The organism is Desulfuromonas sp. (assembly GCA_002869615.1).
Lineage (GTDB): Bacteria > Desulfobacterota > Desulfuromonadia > Desulfuromonadales > UBA2294 > BM707.
On sequence record PKUH01000082.1, the window covers coordinates 1 to 21169 of the forward strand.

General features: G+C 54.8%; 24 protein-coding genes. 5 read left to right on the plus strand and 19 right to left on the minus strand.

Annotated features, from left to right (window positions below):
* Positions 1-208: 208 nt before the first annotated feature.
* From C0623_08040 to C0623_08100, 13 genes are all read right to left on the minus strand, one after another.
* Positions 209-1255, minus strand: a complete 1047-nt coding sequence (locus tag C0623_08040; GenBank protein PLY00011.1) for a hypothetical protein — start codon at positions 1253-1255, stop codon at positions 209-211.
* 281 nt (positions 1256-1536) lie between these two features.
* Positions 1537-1863, minus strand: a complete 327-nt coding sequence (locus C0623_08045; protein PLY00012.1) for a hypothetical protein — start codon at positions 1861-1863, stop codon at positions 1537-1539.
* A 274-nt stretch (positions 1864-2137) separates the two neighbouring features.
* Complete coding sequence (locus C0623_08050; GenBank protein ID PLY00013.1) at positions 2138-3907, minus strand: Na(+)/H(+) antiporter subunit D; 1770 nt, start codon at positions 3905-3907, stop codon at positions 2138-2140.
* Positions 3894-4151: a hypothetical protein gene (locus C0623_08055; protein ID PLY00014.1), complete on the minus strand. Its 258-nt coding sequence runs from the start codon at positions 4149-4151 to the stop codon at positions 3894-3896. Before C0623_08055 ends, C0623_08050 begins: the two co-directional genes overlap by 14 nt.
* Positions 4148-5620 (minus strand): cation:proton antiporter, encoded by a 1473-nt coding sequence (locus C0623_08060; protein ID PLY00015.1) that lies wholly within the window; start codon positions 5618-5620, stop codon positions 4148-4150. Before C0623_08060 ends, C0623_08055 begins: the two co-directional genes overlap by 4 nt.
* A gap of 16 nt (positions 5621-5636) precedes the next feature.
* Positions 5637-7124 carry a proton-conducting membrane transporter gene (locus C0623_08065; GenBank protein PLY00016.1) on the minus strand — a complete coding sequence of 496 codons (1488 nt, stop codon included), beginning with the start codon at positions 7122-7124 and terminating at the stop codon, positions 5637-5639.
* On the minus strand, positions 7121-7519 hold the full coding sequence (locus C0623_08070) for an NADH-quinone oxidoreductase subunit J (protein PLY00017.1): 399 nt from the start codon (positions 7517-7519) through the stop codon (positions 7121-7123). Before C0623_08070 ends, C0623_08065 begins: the two co-directional genes overlap by 4 nt.
* Complete coding sequence (locus C0623_08075) at positions 7520-7999, minus strand: sodium:proton antiporter (protein PLY00018.1); 480 nt, start codon at positions 7997-7999, stop codon at positions 7520-7522.
* Positions 7996-8283, minus strand: a complete 288-nt coding sequence (locus C0623_08080) for a hypothetical protein (GenBank protein ID PLY00019.1) — start codon at positions 8281-8283, stop codon at positions 7996-7998. Before C0623_08080 ends, C0623_08075 begins: the two co-directional genes overlap by 4 nt.
* The gene (locus C0623_08085) at positions 8280-8525 is read right to left on the minus strand and encodes a cation:proton antiporter (GenBank protein ID PLY00020.1); all 246 of its coding nucleotides are present in this window, start codon (positions 8523-8525) and stop codon (positions 8280-8282) included. The genes C0623_08080 and C0623_08085 overlap by 4 nt, the downstream gene beginning before the upstream one ends.
* Complete coding sequence (locus C0623_08090) at positions 8522-8848, minus strand: sodium:proton antiporter (protein PLY00021.1); 327 nt, start codon at positions 8846-8848, stop codon at positions 8522-8524. Before C0623_08090 ends, C0623_08085 begins: the two co-directional genes overlap by 4 nt.
* 1 nt (position 8849) lies before the next feature.
* Positions 8850-9149: a pH regulation protein F gene (locus C0623_08095; GenBank protein PLY00022.1), complete on the minus strand. Its 300-nt coding sequence runs from the start codon at positions 9147-9149 to the stop codon at positions 8850-8852.
* Positions 9146-9637 carry a protein MnhE gene (locus C0623_08100; GenBank protein PLY00023.1) on the minus strand — a complete coding sequence of 164 codons (492 nt, stop codon included), beginning with the start codon at positions 9635-9637 and terminating at the stop codon, positions 9146-9148. Before C0623_08100 ends, C0623_08095 begins: the two co-directional genes overlap by 4 nt.
* Positions 9638-9886: 249 nt before the next feature.
* Between C0623_08100 and C0623_08105 the strand changes: the two genes are divergently transcribed.
* Entirely contained in the window at positions 9887-10678 is a 792-nt protein-coding gene (locus C0623_08105) for a carbon-nitrogen family hydrolase (GenBank protein PLY00024.1), read from the plus strand.
* Between the two features lie 114 nt (positions 10679-10792).
* On the opposite strand, the gene C0623_08110 is transcribed toward C0623_08105, so the two are convergent.
* The gene (locus tag C0623_08110; protein PLY00025.1) at positions 10793-11140 is read right to left on the minus strand and encodes a hypothetical protein; all 348 of its coding nucleotides are present in this window, start codon (positions 11138-11140) and stop codon (positions 10793-10795) included.
* Between the two features lie 93 nt (positions 11141-11233).
* Entirely contained in the window at positions 11234-12217 is a 984-nt protein-coding gene (locus tag C0623_08115) for a hypothetical protein (protein ID PLY00026.1), read from the minus strand.
* 161 nt (positions 12218-12378) lie between these two features.
* Between C0623_08115 and C0623_08120 the strand changes: the two genes are divergently transcribed.
* Positions 12379-12876, plus strand: coding sequence for a hypothetical protein (locus C0623_08120; GenBank protein ID PLY00027.1), 498 nt, complete (start codon positions 12379-12381; stop codon positions 12874-12876).
* Positions 12877-13586: 710 nt separating this feature from the next.
* Here the strand turns inward: C0623_08120 and C0623_08125 are convergent.
* Positions 13587-14567, minus strand: a complete 981-nt coding sequence (locus tag C0623_08125) for a cation transporter (protein ID PLY00028.1) — start codon at positions 14565-14567, stop codon at positions 13587-13589.
* Positions 14568-14701: 134 nt separating this feature from the next.
* On the opposite strand from C0623_08125, the gene trxB reads away from it, so the two are divergent.
* The 3 genes from trxB (at position 14702) to C0623_08140 (ending at position 19099) form a co-directional block, all read left to right on the plus strand.
* A complete protein-coding gene (trxB, locus tag C0623_08130; GenBank protein PLY00029.1) occupies positions 14702-15634 on the plus strand; it encodes a thioredoxin-disulfide reductase in 933 nt (310 codons plus the stop codon).
* 100 nt (positions 15635-15734) lie between these two features.
* Positions 15735-17264 carry an ATP-dependent protease gene (locus tag C0623_08135; GenBank protein ID PLY00030.1) on the plus strand — a complete coding sequence of 510 codons (1530 nt, stop codon included), beginning with the start codon at positions 15735-15737 and terminating at the stop codon, positions 17262-17264.
* 101 nt (positions 17265-17365) lie between these two features.
* On the plus strand, positions 17366-19099 hold the full coding sequence (locus C0623_08140; GenBank protein ID PLY00031.1) for a hypothetical protein: 1734 nt from the start codon (positions 17366-17368) through the stop codon (positions 19097-19099).
* A 92-nt stretch (positions 19100-19191) separates the two neighbouring features.
* Here the strand turns inward: C0623_08140 and ygbF are convergent, their stop codons facing one another.
* From ygbF to C0623_08155, 3 genes are all read right to left on the minus strand, one after another.
* Positions 19192-19965 carry a tol-pal system protein YbgF gene (ygbF, locus tag C0623_08145; protein PLY00032.1) on the minus strand — a complete coding sequence of 258 codons (774 nt, stop codon included), beginning with the start codon at positions 19963-19965 and terminating at the stop codon, positions 19192-19194.
* A gap of 111 nt (positions 19966-20076) precedes the next feature.
* Entirely contained in the window at positions 20077-20598 is a 522-nt protein-coding gene (gene pal / locus C0623_08150) for a peptidoglycan-associated lipoprotein (protein PLY00033.1), read from the minus strand.
* Positions 20599-20721: 123 nt separating this feature from the next.
* The coding region (locus C0623_08155; protein PLY00034.1) for a Tol-Pal system beta propeller repeat protein TolB at positions 20722-21169 on the minus strand (448 nt) is incomplete at its 5' end.

The window sequence follows — 21169 nt, forward strand, 5'->3', positions numbered from 1 at the left end:
CGTTCTAAAAGTCCTTAGATAATATAAGAATGAGTTGCGAGAGGATATATAAAAAATACCAGCGGGATCTGTGTGCTTTTCTTATATGTCGTGACTTATAAGAAATCCCCCGATCCGAAGATTGAGGGCTTTCGTGTTTTATAAAATAGTAAATCTTTTTATTCAGAGACACTTAACGGCTAATTTATATGCCGCTATTGTGTTTCACCTACTTATATCCGTGTAATCCTTCCAATCTCTCGATGATACGTGGGATGTCATTCTTGCTGTAAGAACAGTTACTGATGTCATCACCGTTACTATCTTTAAAGGTGTTATTCCTGAGTGCCGAAATACTTTCGTAATAAGTTGTCCTACAGCCCGAACTGTTTACAGTTTCGATAACGGGATAATACCGCGGGTACGTCGTCCACTGGCCTTTTTTATTCGTTGGGTTTTTAACACAATACCTGACAAGGTTGTCGACTACCTTTGCGCCATTACGTGAAGTGCTACTTTGAGGGCTGTTAGTAGGAGGCAATCGGCTATAGCAAGTGGTTCCTTTTTTAGGTTGATCATTACCCTGTGTTTGAGATGATGTACCATCGTAGGTATTTCCCAAAGATGCCTTGGTATAATTATTCCCATTATAGGGCTTTGGTTTGTTGTTCGTTGAAGGGATAAAGCAGCTCCTTAATCTGTCGTCCCATTTGCCACCCAACTCAGTACACCTATTAATGGCAACATTTTTTCTTTCAATATCCCTTCTTTTTTCTTGAACGCTTATGCTTTTGTATGCATCGCTTAACTGTGATTGATTTTCTTGATGAGTCTTCTTGAGGTCTTCCAAGGAGTCATTTAACGCGGCACCTATTGCTGCATGCATTTCATCAGCGCGCCTACGATCCTCTTCATGCCATTCATCCCAGTGGTCAGAGGTCTCTTGATCTTTTTTCTTGATTGCTTTCCATCTATGATTTTCGTTTTCTTTGCTCCATTGCAATATCTCATTATAATCGGGATCACTCCTTCGTTCATTTATGACAGCATTAGGTGCAACGCCAACTTCATTATATGTTGGATAAAAGACAAATGAGACACTTGTCATAGGACCTTTTTTGGAAGAACTCTGTTCGAAAATTATTTTTGATGAATTTGCGTCAAGGTACAACGCCCCTCTTCTGGAATATCCATAATAAGACCTGTAAGAAGAATTCAATTCAAACTCAGTTGTAATTTTTTCTATAAAACCATCCCGGATATCATTGAAAGTCATCGCATCCCAGCCATCTAGTGAAATACCACAAGAATAGTATCCAAGGGTGCCAGGAGAGGGCGCACGATATTCAGTTTTTAGAAAGAGCTCGTGATTGCTGGGAACCAAAAAACCGCCATTTACTGGCGGGCTATTTAGGCAATAATCCCAAATTGACTGACCTAATACACTGGCAGTTTTTCTAGCAGAGAAACTAGTGAAGTTTATAGAACCTGCACCACCACCTGCAGGTAGAGAACACCCGCAGAGGCACAGAACAACAATTAATAACGTACATAGCCTCATCGACATATGTATGGCTCTACCTGATATTCATGATAAGGTCGCCCCATCATTGCTAATTTTTTTTCGATTTTACCTAACCATAAAATATGTGTTGCACCTATTTCTGCGGCTTTAACTTTTAATACGAATCTTGCATAATCTGCGTCGCCCTTACGAGAGTCTACAGAAATCAAGTTCAATTTTTGACATTGTGCAACATCCGCCGAATCTGCATCAATAATTTCCCGTGCCCTTTGCTGTAAAGCTGGATCGTGAATATTGGTACTTGAAGTTGCACAACCTGCAAGAATTAGTATTGTCAACAAACCCCAAAAAACTTTCATCGGTCCTCCTCCTTTTGATATCTTGATAATATAAAAAGCCACTCTGCATACAGAGTGGCTTCAATCGATCCAACAGACCCCTCCGGTACAGATTCTTATAAACCTACATAAATAATAAAATTCAATTTACTTGAAAAATAAAAGGCGGTCAAACAAATAGGTTTCTTATTTATCCTGTTATTTCTAATCTGGTGCTTAATCCCTCTGATTTAGCAGTCTTCTTAGAAACCCTGAAAAATAAAAATAGCGTTCCGAGCAAGTCGGAAATATCGACTCAGAAGAAATAAAGAAAGCTGACCACCGCCAGGAACAGGACCGCCAGCAGAACCCCACCACCGACCGGATAGGTCGAAAGGCGGCTGCGCCGAATGATTCGCTCTTCCAACTCCCGATCCGGTTCTTCACCGGCCGCTTCTGCGACCATGCTCGCCCCGTACTTCTGGAAATTGCCGCCGGGATCATCAAAGTAGCGGGCAAGCTGGCCGGGAAGATACTGACCGAGCCACTTCTGCGCCCAGTCGTTGAAACCATTGAAAACCTTGTCGCAGAGCCAGTAGAAACCGCGACCACCCATCCGGTAGAACCAGTCGGTATCGAGCGAGATGGTCTCGGTCCGCTTGAGCAGCGGCAGCAGCAGGAAGAAGGCGAGTGCCGAGAACATCAGTAGCTGGAACTGATTGAGGGTGTGCTCGAACGAATAGGCGTGATAATCGACCACGCCAAAGGGGAGGATGTCGTAGAGTGGTTGCGGGTAGACACCGATAAAGATGCAGATAAAGGAAAGCAGCGCCATCGCCGCCAGCATGTGCTTCGGCGGCTCACCCGGCCGCAGGCCGTTGTCCTTGGCGAAGAAGACAAAATAGGGGAACTTGATGCCGGCATGCAGGAATACACCGGCCGAAGCGATTTCCAGAACGAGCCAGACCCAGATCAGCCCTTCATTGACCCCGGCGTAGATGATCATCGGCTTGGTCGTGTAGCCGGACAGAAACGGGAAGCTGGAGATCGCCAGGGCGCCGATGGTGCCGAAAATCATCGTCCACGGCATGGTTTTATAGAGTCCGCCGAGATCGGTACATTTGCTCTTGCCGGTCATGTAGAGGACCGAGCCGGCGCTCATCCAGAGCAGCGCTTTATAGATGATATGGGCAAAGGCGTGCGATACCGCGCCGTTCAACGCAATGGTAGTGCCGATACCGATACCGCAGATCATGAAACCGACCTGGTTCATGATCGAATAGGCGAGTATGCGCCGCATATCGTTTTCGAGGATGGCCCAGATGATACCGTAGATCGCCATGACACAACCGACCACCATCAGCACTTCCCAACCGGCGAAGCCGCGGATCAGGGTATAGACGGCGGTCTTGGTGGTGTAAGCGGTCATGATGACCCCGCCGGTGACGGTCGCTTCCGGGTAGGCATCGGACAGCCAGGCGTTCATCGGCGGTGCCGCTGCATTGACCAGGAAACCAAACAGGATCAGGTAGGTCGGCAGCCCCTGCAGATCGAAGCCGTCGAAGGCGACCGATCCGGTGGCGTTGATCTGGAGCAGAATCCCCGCCAGCAGGCAGAGTCCGCCGAAAATGTGTGCCATCACGTAGCGGAAGGCTGCACGGTAGGAACGCTCGGTCTTGCGGGCCAGCACCAGGAAGGTTGACGTCACTGCCATGATCTCCCAGAACAGGTAGAGGGAGATCAGGTCTGCGGCAAAAACCGCGCCGAGGGCGGCGCCGATATAAGCGAGGGCCGCGGTGTGCTCGTAACGATCCTTCAAGTGTTGGGCAAAGAGGAAGCAACCGAAGGCGTTGATAGTGAATACGTAGCCGAAGACCTTGCTTAGCTTGTCGACCCGCAGCAGGTTGAGGTCGAAGCCGAACAACTGGTAATTACAGTAGAGGCCTGGATCGAGCTGGGTGATGACGAAAAACGCTGCCGCCGGCACGAGCAGGATCAGTAACCGCCGACCGATGATCGGTAAAAACCAGAGCAGAACCGCCCCGGCAAAGAAGAGCAATGTCGGGTGGAGGCTACTCATCGTCATAATAGTCCTCTTTCACCTTCAGGGCCAGGCCGAACAGCTTGGAGACCAGAATGATGACCACGCAGGCGATAAAACCGAACAGGGCATAGAAGCCGGGAAGCGCCTCTACCGATGAGAACAGTGTATGCTTATGCATGAAGAAATCAGGCACCACCAGCAGGACCAGAACGATGTAGAAACCGATCTTGAGGCGCTTGATATTCTGCGGATGATCGAACCAGTCGAATTCTTTTTTGTTCTTCATGACACAATCCCGAGAGCCAGCTTGGCCAGACGCAGCAACGGCTCATGATAAAAGAACAGGACCAGCGATCCGCCGGCGGTCAGGCAGATCGGCAGCAGACAGAGAATCGGCGCCTCCTTGATGCCGACGACGGCATCGGCCGGTGGCGCGGCAAAAAAGGCCCGGTAAACGATTGGCAGAAAATAGGCGGCGTTCAGCAGCGAGCTGACCAGCAGGACTGCCAGCAGGATCAGCTGACCGCCATCGACGGCGCCGAGGACCAGATTCCACTTGCTGATAAAACCACCGAGGGGCGGTAGTCCAATGATGCTGAGCGCCCCGAGCAAAAAGGCGGTGAAGGTGATCGGCATCTGCTTGCCGAGCCCGTCCATCTGGCTGATATATTTCTTGCCGGCAGCAACGTAAATGGCGCCGGCGCAGAAGAACAGGGTGATCTTGCCGAAGGCGTGCATGCCGATGTGCAGTATGCCGCCGGTCATACCGACCGCCGAGATCATACCGGCACCGAGCACCATGTAGGAGAGCTGGCCGATGGTCGAGTAGGCGAGACGCCGTTTCAGATTGTCCTGGGTCAGGGCGATCAGCGAAGCGACCAGCAGGGTTACCGACGCCAGGGTCGTGACGATCCAGCCGATATCGGCCTGTGCCAGCTGCCCCGGACCGATGATATGGAAGATGATGCGCAGGATCGCAAAGACCCCGGCCTTGACCACCGCCACACCATGCAGGAACGAGCTGACCGGAGTTGGCGCCACCATTGCCGCCGGCAGCCAGCCGTGGAACGGCATGATCCCGGCCTTGGCAAAACCGAACAGGAACAGCACCAGCAACAGGCCGAGGGTACTGGCGGAGGCCTTGTCGGCGAGCACGCCGCCGACGGTGAAGTCGAGGGTTCCGGTCAGGGCGTAGACAATCAGCATCGCCGGCAGGGCGAGACCGATCGAGGTGCCGAGGATGTAGGTGAGATATTTGCGGCCGGACGATTTCGCCTCGGCATTCTGTTCATGGGTGACCAGTGGATAGGTCGACAACGAAAGCATCTCATAGAAGAGATACATGGTCAGCAGGTTGGCGGCGAAGGCGACGCCGATAGTTGCCGAGATCGCCACCGCGAACGAAGCGAAGTAGCGGGTCTGGGCATGCTCCTCGAGGGCCCGCATGTAGCCGATCGAATAGATCGAGGTCAACAGCCAGAGGAACGAGGCGATCAGGGCGAAAAAGATCCCGAATGCGTCAACCTTGAACTGGATCGGCACACCCGGCACCACTTCGGCGAGGGTAAAGACATAACCGCCGCCGGCGAGGACGCCCGGCAACAGCGAGACGACAATCGAGACCTTGATCACGGCCGCCAGCAGGGTCCAGAATTCACGCAGGTTCGGCTGCTTGTCCGACAGCATAATCGGCACCGCCGCCAGCAGCGAAACCAGCACGGCAATCAGCGGCCATATGGATGTGGTCAGGTCCATGGTTCAGTCAACATTCCTATCCGAAGAAGCTGGCAGGAATCGCCAGTTTGATCAGGTTTTCGACCAGGGGCCCGCTGCTCAGGCCAACGACGATCAAGGCAATCGCCGTCAGCAGCAGGGGGGACAAAATCATCGCCGGTGCTTCATTCCGCTCAATATGCACGTGGTCGTGGCTGTCGCCACCCTTGCCGAAATAAGCATATTCGATAATGCGGAAAAAGAGGACGGCATTAACCAGCGAGCTGAAAATAAGAGCGATCACATAAATCCACTGGCCGGCTTCAATGCCGCCGAGAAGCAGGTACCACTTACTAAAAAAACCGCAGGTCGGCGGTACACCGATCATGGCGAAGGCACCGACGGTAAACGCCGCCATGGTCAGTGGCATTTTCTGATAGAGGTTGGTCAGGTTCTCGAATTTCAGGCTGCCGGTCCGCCAGGCGATGGCGAGCGCCGCCAGGAAAAGGCAGAGGGTCATCAGCGCATCGTTGACGATATGCAGAACCGTTCCGGTCATGCCCTGTTCGTTGACCAGCCAGGCGCCACCGACCATATAACCGACCTCGGCGATGATGATATAGGTCAGCATCTTCTTCAGGTCGCGCTGGCCGAGAGCCAGGGCCGAAGCCGAAATGATCCCGATGGCCGCCGCCCAGACGATCACCGATTGCAGATCGGTTTCGTACATGGCAAAGCCGGGCGCGATAAACGAGAACATCAGGCGCAGCATCAGGTAGACCGTGACCTTGGTCATCAATGGCGCGATCATCACCCCGGCGCCGTTCGGCGCCTGCGAGTAGGCCATCGGCAGCCAGCCGTGCAGCGGGAAAAAGGCCATCTTGATCCAGAGCCCGATCAGGACAAAAGCGAGCGCCGTGCCAAGGGCGAAGGAGCCTTGCAGCGCCGGCAGGAATTGGGCGATATCGGCCATGTTCAGGGTGCCGGTCAGCAGGTAAAGATAACCGACCCCGAGCAGGTAGAAGGAGGCGCCGATCGACCCCATGATGATGTAATTGAAACTCGACAGTGGCGCCCGCCCCCGCCCCATGGCGATCAGGCCATAAGTGGTGATCGAGGTAATTTCGAGCAGCACGTAGAGGTTGAAGGCATCGGCGGTCAGAACCAGTCCCATCATGCCGGCGACCAGAATCAGGTAAAGGATAAAGAAGAGGTGTTGACGATCGGCGAGTTCCCGGTTCACCCACGGCAGGGCGGCGCAGGAAGCGACCAGGGCGACCACGGCGATCAGCAGCAGCATCATCCAGGAGAGCGGATCGATCAGCAGCTCGATACCCCATGGCGGCAGCCAGGCACCGACGGTGTAGCTGATTGGCCCGATTGCAAGAACCCGATTGAGTACAACCACCGCCAGAATGGACGATACCGTCAACGAGCCGAGAACGCAGGACGCCATAACGGCCCTGTTTTTGCGGCCGAAGATCCCGATAAAGAACGAGGTCAGGAGCGGCGCCGCCAGTATGTACATGTGCAGATTCGAATTCATCCGCCTTGTTCCTCGATCTTCTGCAGAATCTCATCTTCTTCGAGCGTACCGTACTTGCGATAGATCCGGATCATTACCGCCAGGGCAACGCCGGTGACGCTGACGCCGACGACGATGGCGGTCAGCATCAGAACATGCGGCAACGGGTTGACAATGGTGTTGACATCGACGCCATGCTTGATGACTTCGTACTTGTTGAGAATCGGAATTTTGCCGCCCGCCTTGGCCCCGGTCGAAACAAAAAAGAGAATAATCGCTGTCTGGAAGATATTCATGCCGATCAGCTTCTTGACCAGGTTGCGTTTGCCGATCATCGCGTAAAAGCCGATCATCATCAGGACAACATAGATCCAGTAGTTGTATTTCGCCACGATTTCAGCGGTCAGATGCTCCATCTACAGCCCCTCATCCATTTTACCGGCCGAAGCCATGTCCCAGTAGATCGAAACCATGATCATCATGACCCCCATGCCGACGCCGACCTCGACCAGGAAGATCCCGAGAGAGCGCCACTCGACCGGATCGAGCGGAATGACACCGGCCAGGGCCGAGTAGTCGAGGAACATCCCGCCAACAAAGGCGCAGAGCGCTGCGACTCCGGTAAAGATCAGGGCGCCGATGTTGGCCAGAACGATGTTGCTCCCCTCGCTCAGATACTCCTTGCTGAACGGCAGTCCGTAAGCGAGTCCGAGCAGGATCACCGAGGCGCCGAGAACGACGCCGCCCTGAAAACCGCCGCCGGGGCTGTAGTGCCCGTGGACGATGACGTACAGGCCATAGAGCTGAATAAACGGCACCATCAGACGGATCGCCGTTTCGATAATGATATCGCGCTGCGGAATCTGGTTGCGGGCTGAGTCGTAATCGATTCTCATGACTCATCCTCCTCGTCGTCGCGGCGCCGCAAAACAGCCATCACCGCGGTTCCGGCGCAGTAAATAACGACGAGCTCGAACATCGTGTCGTAGCCACGGTAATCACCGAGCACGGCGGTAACCAGATTCGGAACGTGCGTCTTCTCGACCGCCTCTTCAATATAGCCGACCGAAACATGCTGGTTGGGTGGTGAATCGACACTCCCCCATTCGGCAAAGTCGGCGGTACTGTAAAGCAGCAGGGCGCCGGTGACAAATGTCGCTACCAGGGCAAGAGCTTTCAATCCTTGCTCCTCCTTGTTGTCCGGAAAATCGCGGCGATAAAGAATATCGTACTGACGCCGGCGCCGACCGTCGCCTCGGTAAAGGCGACATCAACCGCTCCCATCTCGGCCCAGAGTAGACACATCAGGAAGCTGTAGGCACTGAAGATGATGGTCGCTGAAAGCAGATCTTTCACCTGGATCGCGGCGACGGCGCAGAAGACCACCAGGGTCAGAACCATGAGATCGAGCTGCCAGATCATGTGCGCACCTCTTTCTTCTTCTCCCACGGCTTGACCCCGACCAGCAGGGCCGCCTTGGTGATGGCGTGGGTTGCCGTCGGGCTGGCGATGAAGACAAAAACAATGATCGCCAGAACCTTGCAGCTGACCAGGATATGGCCAAACGTAAAATCGTGAAGATTATAGAGAGCAATCCCGGAGAGCGTCAGGATTGCCGCCAGGGTATCGCATTTGCCGGCCGCGTGCAGGCGGGCATAGAAATCGGGAAAGCGCAGAACACCGATCGTGCCGATAGCGAAAAAGAAGACGCCGCCGATCAGCAGGGCGGAAACAATCCAGTTCATATCAGTTCGCCTCCTCGGCGACTTCGTCTTCCATGAAGACCCGGTTGCTACGCCGGAAATACTTGCAGGCGCCAAGCGTCGCAATAAAGTTCAGCAACGCGTAGGCCAGGGCAATATCGACGAACATCGACATGTCTTCATAGATCAGACCGATCAGCAACAGGATGACCGTGGTCTTTGAGCCGATCATGTTGACCCCGACGATCCGGTCGAGCACGGTCGGGCCACCGATAACCCGCACCAGGGTCAGAACCATCAGCAGCACCAGCGAGGCACTGACAAACAGGAACATCGAACTCATTTCAGCACCTCCGGCTCGAGAGCGCGGGCAACCCGGCGCTCCATCTCGCCCGGCAGGCTCTCGGCGGCCGCGCCGGTCAGGGCATAAACGGTCATTTCATCTTCGTTAACGCTTACGGTGATAGTGCCCGGCGTCAGGGTGATCGACTGGGCAAAAGTAACCCTGGCAAACTGGGTTTTGAGTTTTGTTTTGAAGTGGATCAACTGCGGATCCATTTTCTTTTTCATCTGCGGATGCAGGACCAGATATGCAACCTGGAGGCTTGAGACCGTAATCTCCCAGAACAACCATGGCTGGTAAAGGATCAGGCCGATAGCCTGACGGAGATTGAGCCCGACCTTGCGCTCATGGAACAGCAGATGACTCGAAAACTGGGCAATCAAAAGACAACAGACCACTCCGAGAGAAAGATGGAACGGGTCGAACATCCCCGACAGCATCACCCAGAATGCGAGCATGATAAAGAATGTAAGAACTTTGGCCTGCATAGGTCTATTTCAGTCGGTCCGGCGGACACCCGGAAAGGGAGTGCCTCTCCTGTGAGTCATTAAATTCAACGTTTTGCACATAAGCAAGCGTCCATTTTTTAACACGGTTTGAACAATGTGGTCAAGCAATTCTGGGTCGGACTTCCGCCAAAGACAGGACCCTCCCTTGCAAACAGTCCCAACTCCTGTCATCATGAAGGCGAGCGGTTATCTTGAACAATAAAGAACGTTGTTTTACAGGAGAATGGTATGCAGGATAAAGTCACAGTCGCAGCCCTACAATTCAATATTAAACTCGGAATTATTGAAAATAATCTGGAGCAGGCGATCAACGGTCTGCGTCATGTCAGTGAACAGGGGGCCCGCCTCGCGGTGCTGCCGGAGATGTGGAGCACCGGGTACGATTACCGGCGCCTGGCCGAGCATGCCGCCGAAACCCCGCGGGTCCTCGATACCCTGTGCAAACTCTCGGATGAGCTCAACCTGGTCATCGTCGGCTCCCTGCCGGAGCAGGTCGGCGACAAGATCTACAATACGGCAACCGTCATCGATGGCGGCAAGGTCAAGGGGAGTTATCGAAAGCTTCACATGTTTTCAACGATGGGGGAAGACCGCTTCCTTGAACCGGGAGACAAGACTCTGGTGATCCCGACCTCGATCGGTCGGATCGGAGTTGCCATCTGCTACGATCTCCGTTTTCCGGAGCTGTTCCGCAAGATGGCCCTGGAGGGAGCCGAAATCATCTGTGTTCCGGCCGAATGGCCGTTTCCGCGCCAGGAGCACTGGCGCACCCTGCTCCGGGCCCGGGCGATCGAAAACCAGCTGTTCGTCGTCGCCGCCAACTGCTGCGGCCAGCAGGGCAAGCTTGAATTCTGCGGCATGAGCCTGATCCTCTCGGCCCGTGGCGAGATCCTCGCCGAAAAAGATGAGTGCAATACCGAGATCATTGCGACCATCGAACAGGACGAGATGGTCGCCTACCGCAAGCAGATCCAGTGCTACACCGACCGCCGGGGAGAGATTTACGGAACGTTGCCGTAAACCGAACACGGGCAAAAACACATAAAAAAGGGAGCGGAAATGAATTCCGCTCCCTTTTCCGTTTTCTGTCTCTTCAGGTTATTCCATACCACTCAAACCGATTATCGATTCTATCTACTCTTCGAGGCGTTCGGCGTCCTTGCGGAACTGTGGCGGGATATCTTCCATGCTGTTGGCAAACTGGAGTTGCCCGTTTTCGTCGGCATAAAGGTAGCGTGGTTCCGGCGTAGCGGCTGCCGCTGGCGCCGCTGCCGGCTGTTTATCAGAAATCACCTGTTCGACGGTTGTTGGTTCGGACGAGACGACCAGTCCGATCAGACGCTGGCGGAAATCGAGATAGAACTCCTGGGCGGCCTGCGTACCACCGGTCCTGAATTCGACCCGCAGCATGAACTGATCAAACGCCAGAAGCACGCAAAAAAAGATGATGACCCAGAAGATCGCCTTGGATGACTTGCTCATGGTTGATGATTCTCGGTGTTCAGCAAAAAAAATGCAACAGGGAAAACGAAAAAAGGGGCCAGGCCCCTTTTCCGAGAGAGCGCTGGCGATAAACTACGGATGGTGACTTGCCGCGAACAGAAGGCGATGAAGTGTCCGCGAGAGTTCCTGGTTATCTTCGCCTTTACCGTACATCTCTGTCAGGTTCGAAAAAACCCCCATGTAGTGATTGACCAGGCGTGGTTTATCGGTCGCCAGGTTGAAGACCAGATCTTCCTGGTCGCGCTGAATGAGCCGTGCATGTTCCTTGGCATGATCGAGCTCGAGAGAGCCCCCTTCGTACCAGAGGCGCGTCATCTTGTGGTTCTTGCCCAGCGTCCAGTTGGTGTCGACAATACCGAACCCTGACTGCTCATCAACATTCAGTCGATAGATCCCCAGACCCTGGACTTCACTGCAGGACAAGCCCTGTATCGTTGTCATCCGGCCGTCGACCAGCTCCAGATTAGCCGGGTCCATCAGTCGGGCCAGGATACTCAAGCTGCTGATGCCGCCATCGATCCAGGCTCCGGCCTTGCCGACAGCGCCGAGGGTCAGTTCGCCATTGAGATAATACAGATCGGAAAAGCAGGATTCAAAACCGAGGAGCCGCCCGACATCGAAGTTCCGCTCTTCGCGCTGCAGGACCCACCATTCAACTTCCCGGCCATAGGAGGCATGGAAAGCGGTGTAAAGGGGCAGCTTCCTGGTTTCGGCGGCGGTGCGCAGGGCATCCTCCTGCTCCGGACTGATACAGAGCGGCTTTTCGACAATCGCCACCCGATCCGCTTCAATCACTTTCATAACGACTTCAAAATGGGACTGGGTCGGTGTTGAAACCAGAAAAGCATCGGCCTTGGATCGGCTCAACATCTGCTCGAGATCTTCATAAAAATCGACACTCCCCGGCAGTTCCTCGGCCCGGGCCGGATTCAGGTCATGGGCATCGGTCAGGCTGATTCCCCTGGTATGTGAAATTGCCTGCATCTGGTAGTTGGCAATCTTGCCGATGCCGATAAGTCCGATTTTCATAGTACCCTCCCGTCGACTACTTGACATTTACGTCCGGCCGAGCTAACGGCCACAGAACATGAAAAGCTTTTAAAAGAGTATACAATTTTATGGAAATTGCCTATATTAATTTTTCCTTCTGCCGCAAACCGGTCAGATGAATTTGCAGCAAATATGTTCTCAGCGAAATAATCAAAGGGGATTGTGCCATGGGAATATTCAAACGCAAAACCGGTCAGCCAAACTCGGCAACGTCGGAACTGCAGAAGCAGGGGTCCGAACCGATCATTCTCAAACAATGCCTCTGTGCCGACGGCCACAACCTGATCTCCGGGCAGGCGACCTTCTCGGGCCACCCCGGCATCACTCTCAAGTTGCACAATGACCGCCAGGAAGGCCTGCTCTCGCTGAGCCCGATCATCGGCGACAAGGATCGTTCCTTTTTCGGAAACGACTGGATGGAGGGAGAAATCGTCAAAATCGGGTGCCCGACCTGCTCGGAGCCGCTGCCCGTTTACAACGAATGCTTCTGCGGCGCCGATCTGGTCGCCATGTTTACCACGAGTAAAAGCGACTTTGCCAACTGCATCGGCATCTGCCAGCGGATCGGCTGTACCCATGCCGAGATCATCAGCAATCACGACCTGCGGGTTATCAGTCGAAGCGGCGCTTTTGACAAAGGGACCGATCTCTACGGGCGCGTTTAAACTCCATCACACCCTCAGTATAAGCGCAAAGCGGGCTGGCCAAAAAGGCCAGCCCGCTTTTTTGTAGCTCATCGCAGATTTTAGTGAATATAAAATTTGACTCCCCCTTTCGGCAAGTTCAGGACAGGCAAAAACCGTCAGGAGCACGCCGTTCGATTCCGCCGGTCTTGATTGATTGAACAGGGAGACTGCTAGTGGGGGACACTTCCCGAAGTTCAGGGACGTGTCCCCCTGAAGACTGAAAACAGGAAGAACCGCCGGGTCCCGGCCCGGTAGCCGGGTTCATTTCTTTATTGAGCGATAAAGAAACGAACCAAAGAAACCGCTCCCTTGCAGGGGGCTTTTTCGTGCGGTCTGGATTGTTTCTGTTCAATTGTGTTGCCGGGGAGTTTGCCTTGAGGCAAACGCAGTCCGTCTCCGTGGCGGTTGCGGTTGGGCTACGGTTCAGTGAACGCGCGAGCGGCAGCGAACTCAAGAGCAACGGGGGTGAGTCAAAAGCTTCAATGGATTACTCCTTCGTCTACTTCAGCGAGCTCAGTACAAGACAACTCAGAAGAGGCGATCGGAGTCGAAAAACTGACGGGGTGAGTCAAAGGCTTTGCTTTTTAAAGTATTGAGATTTGTTCCTGATTCTCTCTGCCAACTTACAGCTTAAAACTTACAGCTGTCTTTTTTTTGCTTCTCTTATTTTTGTTTGTTCGAAAACCGTCTTAATCGTCCTCTCTATCTGCAGTCGCTCCGGACTGTCTCTTCTTGTGCCGGAGCTGTTGAATCACCGGACCGGTGACGCAGCGAGAGCATTCACCCTGCAGGGTTGAATGGGTAATATGATAGTCGTGATCAAGCATCTGCTCAATTTCACCGATAATATCTCCCTGACGCAACCGATAATCGGGAAGAATATCGATATGCGCCGACAGGGCTGTGATATGCGAACAGATCGACCAGACGTGAACATGATGGACATCATTAACCCCGTCGACCGAACACATCCGTTCGACAACCTCATTCACCGAAATGCCGCGCGGTACTCCCTCGAGCAGGATATGCGAGGCTTCTCGAATAATCCGGAATGATCCCCAGCCGATAATCAGGGCGATCACCCCCGAGATAATGGCATCGACGACAAACCAGCCGGTGTAGAGCATGATCACCCCGCCGATAATCACCCCGACCGAAGCGATGGCATCGCCAATGACATGCAGAAAGGCGCTGCGGACGTTGAGGTCATCATGCGAATGACCGTGTAAACGGGTCGCCGCCACCAGGTTGGCGATCAGCCCGATCACGGCAATGACAAACATCTCCTTGCTCTTGACCGCCTCCGGGTGGGCAAAGCGACCCCACGCCTCGTGCAGGATGCCGCCGGCGATAAAGAGCAGGGTGCTGCCGTTGATCAGCGAGGCAAAAACCTCGGCCCGGTGCCAGCCGTAGGTTCTTTCATCGTCGGCCGGGCGGTTGGCGAGGTAAATTGCCATCAGCGACAACACCAGGGCGAACAGATCCATGAAAACATGGGCGGCATCGGAGAGCAGGGCCAGCGAGTTGGTCCACCAGCCACCGATCGCCTCGGCCAGCAGGGTGACTGTGGTCAGTACGATCGCAAAGATAAAGCCGCGGGTAATGCCGCGGTCGATATCGGGCTGGTGATCGTGACCGTGTTGATGGTCGTGGGAATGAGTGTCGGCCATAAAACATCCTTTTTCAGGCAGTTGATTTCAATATTAGACCGAACCAGTCATCAAATCAAATACAGCCGGTAAAAGAGTCGTGATTTTTTATCAGCCCTGTGATAAGTTCTGGACGATTTTACAAGGAGAAGACGATGTCCGATACGATTTTTGATGTCATAATTATTGGTGGCGGACCGGCCGGACTGACCGCCGGTCTCTACACGTCACGCGCCAAGTTGAAAACCCTGCTGTTCGAACGGATGATTATGGGTGGCCAGGTGATGACGACGACCAAGGTCGAGAACTACCCCGGTTTCCCCGGCGGCATCGACGGCCCCGAATTGATGATGCGCTTTCAGGAGCACTGCCAGGAATTCGGCCTCGAGGTTAAAACCGGCGAAGCCGAGGCGCTGGTCGAGAACGACGGGATCAAGACCCTGACCGTCGACGGCGAAGACTATCAGGCCCGGTCAATTATAATCACCACCGGCGCCGAGCCGAGCAAGCTCGGGGTTGAAGGTGAAGCTTCATTTGTCGGTCGCGGGGTCTCCTATTGTGCAACCTGCGATGGTGCTTTCTTTCGCGATGTCGAGGTAGCAATTATCGGCGGCGGCGACACCGCGGCGGAAGAGGCGCTCTTCCTGACCCGCTTCGCCAGCAAGGTCTACCTGATCCACCGTCGCGACGAACTGCGTGCCACCAAAATCCTACAGGATCGCATCCATGCCAACGAGAAAATCGAGGTACTCTGGGATACCGTTGTCGCCAGGGTCGATGGCGATAACTCCGGTATGACCTCGATCGCCCTGAATAATGTCAAAACCGGGGAAGAGCGCGATCTGCCTCTGGCCGGCATGTTCGTCGCTATCGGCGTCACCCCGAAGGCGCATTTTCTGACCGAAATTCTCGAGCTTGATGATGACGGCTACATCCTGACCGACGCCGAGTGCCGAACCTCGATGCCGGGCGTCTTTGCCGCCGGCGATGTCCGCAAGAAGATTCTCAAGCAGATCGCCACCGCGGTCGGCGATGGTGCCGTCGCGGCGATCATGGCCGAGAAGTATCTCGACGGGTTTGTCGAATAATCCCGTCTCCGGCAAAATTTATAGCGACCCTTGCGGGTCGCTTTTTTTATGCAATACTCTCAACTGTTGTTGTTAATCCTGTCTACAGTGAGGGGGGAATATGCTCGCAAAGGTCCTGTCCGGGGCTTTGCTGGGGATCGATGCCTATCGGGTCGAGGTCGAGGTCGACATCGCTCAGGGGCTGCCTCAGTTTGCCACCGTCGGTTTGCCGGAGGGTGCGGTCAAGGAGAGTAAAGACCGGATCAAGTCGGCGATCAAGAATTCCGGCTACGATTTTCCGTCGCGCCGCATCACGATCAATCTTGCCCCGGCCGATATCCGCAAGGATGGCGCCGCTTTCGACCTGCCAATGGCGGTCGGGCTTCTGATGGCATCCGGTCTGATCAAGTCGGGTCGCGACAAGAATTACCTGCTGATGGGTGAACTTTCCCTCGATGGCCGGATCAAACCGATCCGCGGCATTCTCCCGGTCGCCGTTACCGCCCGCAACTGGCCGATCGACGGCCTGATTGTGCCCCGTGAAAATGCCCGCGAAGGGGCACTGGCCGACGGGCTGCCGGTCTTCGGTGCCGAATCGCTCGGTGAGGTCGTCGATTTTTATGCCGGTAAAAAGGAGTTGACGCCGACCCGGGTCGACCCGCAAGAGCTATTTACCGCCGCGCTTGCAAAAAACGAGGATTTCGCCGAAGTCCGCGGCCAGGAACACACCAAGCGTGCCCTCGAGATCGCCGCGGCCGGCGGACATAATCTGCTGATGGTCGGTTCCCCCGGCAGCGGCAAGACCATGCTGGCCCGGCGACTGCCATCAATCCTGCCGTCCCAGAGTTTCGATGAAGCACTCGAAACAACCAAAATCCACTCCATTGCCGGCCTCCTGCCACAGACCGATGCCCTGGTCGCCCACCGGCCGTATCGATCGCCGCATCACACCATATCCGATGCCGGCCTGATCGGCGGCGGCGCCATCCCGCGGCCTGGTGAGGTGTCGCTGGCTCACAACGGCGTGCTTTTTCTCGACGAACTTCCGGAATTCAAGAAGAATGTCCTCGAGATGTTGCGCCAACCGCTTGAGGATGGCCAGGTCGGCATCAGCCGGGCGGCAATGAGCCTGACCTATCCGGCCTCGTTCATGCTGATTGCGGCGATGAATCCCTGTCCATGCGGCTACCTCGGCGACAGCCAGCACGACTGCAACTGCACGCCGCAAATGATTCAGCGCTACCGGACCAGGCTTTCCGGACCGCTGCTCGACCGGATTGACCTGCATGTCGACGTACCGCGGGTACCGCACAAGGATCTCGCCGACCCGATCGACGGTGAGGGGAGTGCCGATATTCGTGACCGGGTCGACCGGGCCCGGGGAATTCAGCGGCAGCGCCTCGCTCCGTTCGGTCTGCACGCCAACGCAGCAATGCAGCCGCGGCACATCCGCCGTTTCTGTGAACTCGACCGGGACGGGGAGATCCTCCTTGAACAGGTCACGGAAAAACTCGGTCTGTCAGCACGCAGTTACACCCGTATTCTCAAGGTTGCTCGAACCATCGCCGATCTTGCCGGAAGCGAACGGATCGAAACAATGCACCTAGCCGAGTCGATTCAGTACCGCTGCAATGATCGTGCGTTAAGCTGAACCGCATAAAAAATATAGTTGTGATTTCTGCTGTTTTCTTGCAAAAGGGGTCTGATTCCGCTTAAATTACCTTTAAGTGTATTTTTTGCAATGGAGTGTAGATGACCCTTGATCCCCTGATCATACTGGCCGCCATGGCGGTTGTCCTCATCGGTTCACTTATCGGCGGCCGCGTTGCGGCTCGACTGCATGTACCACGTGTGACCGGTTACCTTTTGATCGGGCTGTTCGCCGGCCCCTCTTTTGCCGACCTTTTTGGCCTGCCTTACGCCATCACTCCTCAGGCCCTTGAGGAGCTGCAGCTCCTCACCGACATCGCACTGGTGTTGATTCTGGTCACCATCGGCGGTCAGTTCCAGACTGAGAACTTGCGGCGCTGGCGCAAACGAATCGTCTATTTTTCGCTCGGTGAAATCGGTCTGACCTTCGCGGCCGTTGCCGTCGCGACCTTTTTCTGTAATCTGTTATTCCTCAAGTTTTCGGTCAGCGGGCTGTCTCTGGTTCAAACCTCTTTCTATTTTTCAATCTTTCTCGGCATCATAAGCATTGCCACGGCACCGGCTGCGACCCTCATGGTTATCCGGGAATATGAGGCTGAAGGGCCGTCAACCAGCGCTATCCTGACCCTGGTCGGCCTCAACAATTTTATCTCGATTTTTGCTTTCGCCATTGCGGCGCACCTTCTGCTTCACCCGACCAGTGATCTCGGCCTGCTTCTGGTCAACCTGTTCGGACCGTTGATTCTCGGCAGCCTGACCGGATTCATCCTTTCGGTCTGGGCGCAACGGCTTGAGCTCTCAAGCGAATACAAAATCATCATTCTCGGCGGTGTCACCACCTGCGCGGCCGTCAGCCACTGGCTCAAACTCGACCCGCTCTTAACCGGTCTCGCCATGGGTGTCGTTCTGGCCAACAGCTCACCGCGCTGGCATCTGATGCGCGACGCCCTGCGTGAAGTCGATTATCCACTGTACGTTGCCTTTTTTGTTATCGCCGGTGCGAACCTGCATATCGAAACGCTAAGCCATATCGGTATCATCGGCATTTCCTACGTTGCAGCCCGGACCATTGGCAAGATTCTCGGTTCGATCTGGGGTGCTCGCCTCGGCAGATTCCACCGCGATATGGGATTCAATGTCGGGCTCTCACTGCTCGCCCAGGCCGGAGTCGCGATCGGTCTGGCGAGTTCGCTGGCCAGCGAATGGCCGGACGGCGGGGCGCTGCTGCAAACGGTAGTTCTTGGTTCGGTTATTGTTTTTGAGCTGGTCGGTCCGCTGGCGGTTCGGCATGGCCTGGTCAGGGCCGGCGAAGTGCCGATCCTCTCCCTGCTGCAGAAAAAGGCGCCGATCGGCACCGTCGAGGGGTTGCACAACGTCGTTCATCATTTCCGCGGGTCCCTCGGCATGCCGGAGGGGCATCGGCTCGACGACCCGGGCGACATTATGGTCAAGCACATTATGCGCCGTAATGTCGAAACGATCCGCAATAACACGCCGTTCAACGAAATGCTCAACCTGATTGCACACAGCCGTTATGATTGCTTCCCGGTGGTCGATGAGAGGAGCCATTTTATCGGGATGATCGATTATACCGAGATCCGTAACCTGCTGTTCGAGCCGTCCCTGGCCCGGCTGGTGGTCGCCAGCGACCTTGCGGCTCCGGCCCATCATGCCATCGAGCCGGAACAGACCTTGCGCGAAGCGATGCAGACCCTGCAGCTCCACCAGAATATCAGCTACTTTCCGGTGATCGACCCGGAAGAACCGGAGCACCTGCTCGGCATTCTCAGCCAGAACGATGTGCTGGCGGCCTTCCGGCGAAAAGAGATCGATTGATCTAATAAATGATTCCTGCCCCTGCCTGGAACAGAATAAAAAGGGCGGCTCCAATAATGGGCCGCCCTTTTCAACTTTTATGGAAGAACTGGTTACTTCAGTCGCTCTTGCGCCTTTTTCGCTTCCGGGGTGTTCGGATAATTTTTTTCTACCTTCTTGAGCAGTACTACTGCCGTCTCATTATCACCAAGGGCCTGAAAGGCAAGAGCCTGCTTGAGTTGAGCTGACGCCGCTTTGGCGTGCTTCGGGTATTTCTGCAAAACATCCTGGAACTGCAGGATGGCATTTTCAAACTTCTTCTCACCGTAATAGGCTTCGCCGATCCAGTAGGTCGCATTGACCGCCAGGTCATGTTCCGGGTATTTCTTGAGGAAAGCCTGCAGTTGCTGGCGCCCGTCGGCAAAGGCGGCATCCTTCTGGATCAACCTGAGCGCCGCTTCGTATTCGGAAGCCGGATCGGCCTCCGCCGCAGCCGGTGCAACCACAGCTGCCGGCGAGGGAGCCTTTTCAAGATTGGTCAGCCGTTTCTCAATTGCCGAAAATTTGAGCTCCATTTCACTACGGACCATGTTGAGCAGTTCGTGCAGTTCCTTGCGGGTATGCTCGAGATCGTCATAGGTGCCGCGCAATTTCTGCAACTCGACCCGCAGGGCATCGAGTTCAGCCTGCTGCTCGGCAAGTTGCCGGGTCAGGGTTTCAACCTGCGCGGTCTCTCCGGTTCCACCGCCGATGGTCGCCTGTTCTACCGCATCGAGCCGGCGCTTCATTTCCTCCAGATCACGTTCAACCCGGGAAGCGGCGTCAGCAGTGAAAACACCTGAAAACAGAAACGGCAACAAAAATAATGCGATCAGAATCTTTTTCATCTCATCCTCTTGCCAGCATCTCTGAACTGTTGGGAACACAATATCTCTTCGTAAAGTATAAAGGCCGCGACATCTCTGTACGCGGCCTTTACAACAAACATAAGCGAACTCTTAATTGGCAACAAATTCAGCGCGCCGGTTCTTGGCCCATGCCTCTTCATCATGACCCGGGTCAAGCGGCTTTTCCTCACCGTAGGAAATAGTCGACATCCGCGAAGCCGGAACTCCAAGTGTTGCCATATAGTTCATCGCGGCCTGGGCACGACGCTCGCCGAGAGCCAGGTTGTACTCATCGGAACCACGCTCATCACAGTGTCCCTCGATCCGGACCTTGAGGCCGGAAAGAGCTTTCAGGACCTCGGCATTCTGTGCAAGTGTGCGCCGGGCCTTCGGCTTGAGCACATACGAATCAAAGTCGAAATGCACCCGGGTCAGATCAGAAACGGTGTAGGTGACCTCTTCAACCACCTTCTCCTCAGTAACTGCTCCGGTATTCGTGTCGGTACTCTGGGTCTGCTGGCTTGAAGTCGTGGTGTCCTGCTCCTGCTGGGCCGGGGTCATGGCACAACCGGTTGCCAGAAGGGAGGCCAGTGCAACAATCAAAACAAAACGCATAACATTAATCTTTTTCATTGTCCGCTCCTCTTTAATAACGCAGTAATCTGTAATCGCACCCGGAACGATACCACGCCCCGTTAACGTAAAACATTTGAATGAGCAGTAATTATACAGAACCTGCCTGAAAAAACAACCCACTTACCGTCGCGGCGACCAGGCCGGGTGTTGGGCGGCTCCACCGGGCGGTGAAATCCGGCGGCTGCCGGTGCCGTCTTCGCGCATCATGTAGATCGCCCGGCTTCCATTCTGATCCGATGAATAGACGATAAACCGGCCATCCGGGCTCCAGCGCGGATGCTCCTTGTTGCCGGCGCCGAAGGTCAGGCGCCGTTCATCGGTGCCGTCGGCCCGAATCGTATAGATATCAAAAACGCCCCCCTGTAATCGACTGAAAGCAATCACGTCCTTTTCTGGATTCCAGGCCGGAGTCGCATTATACTTGCTGTTGCGGGTGAGACGGCGCGCCGATTCATCACCGATTTCGGCGATAAAGATATGCGGATTGCCGAGGCGATCCGACATGAACGCGAACTGCTCGCCGTCCGGAGACCAGCCCGGGTTGATGTCGATGCCCCAGGATCGGGTC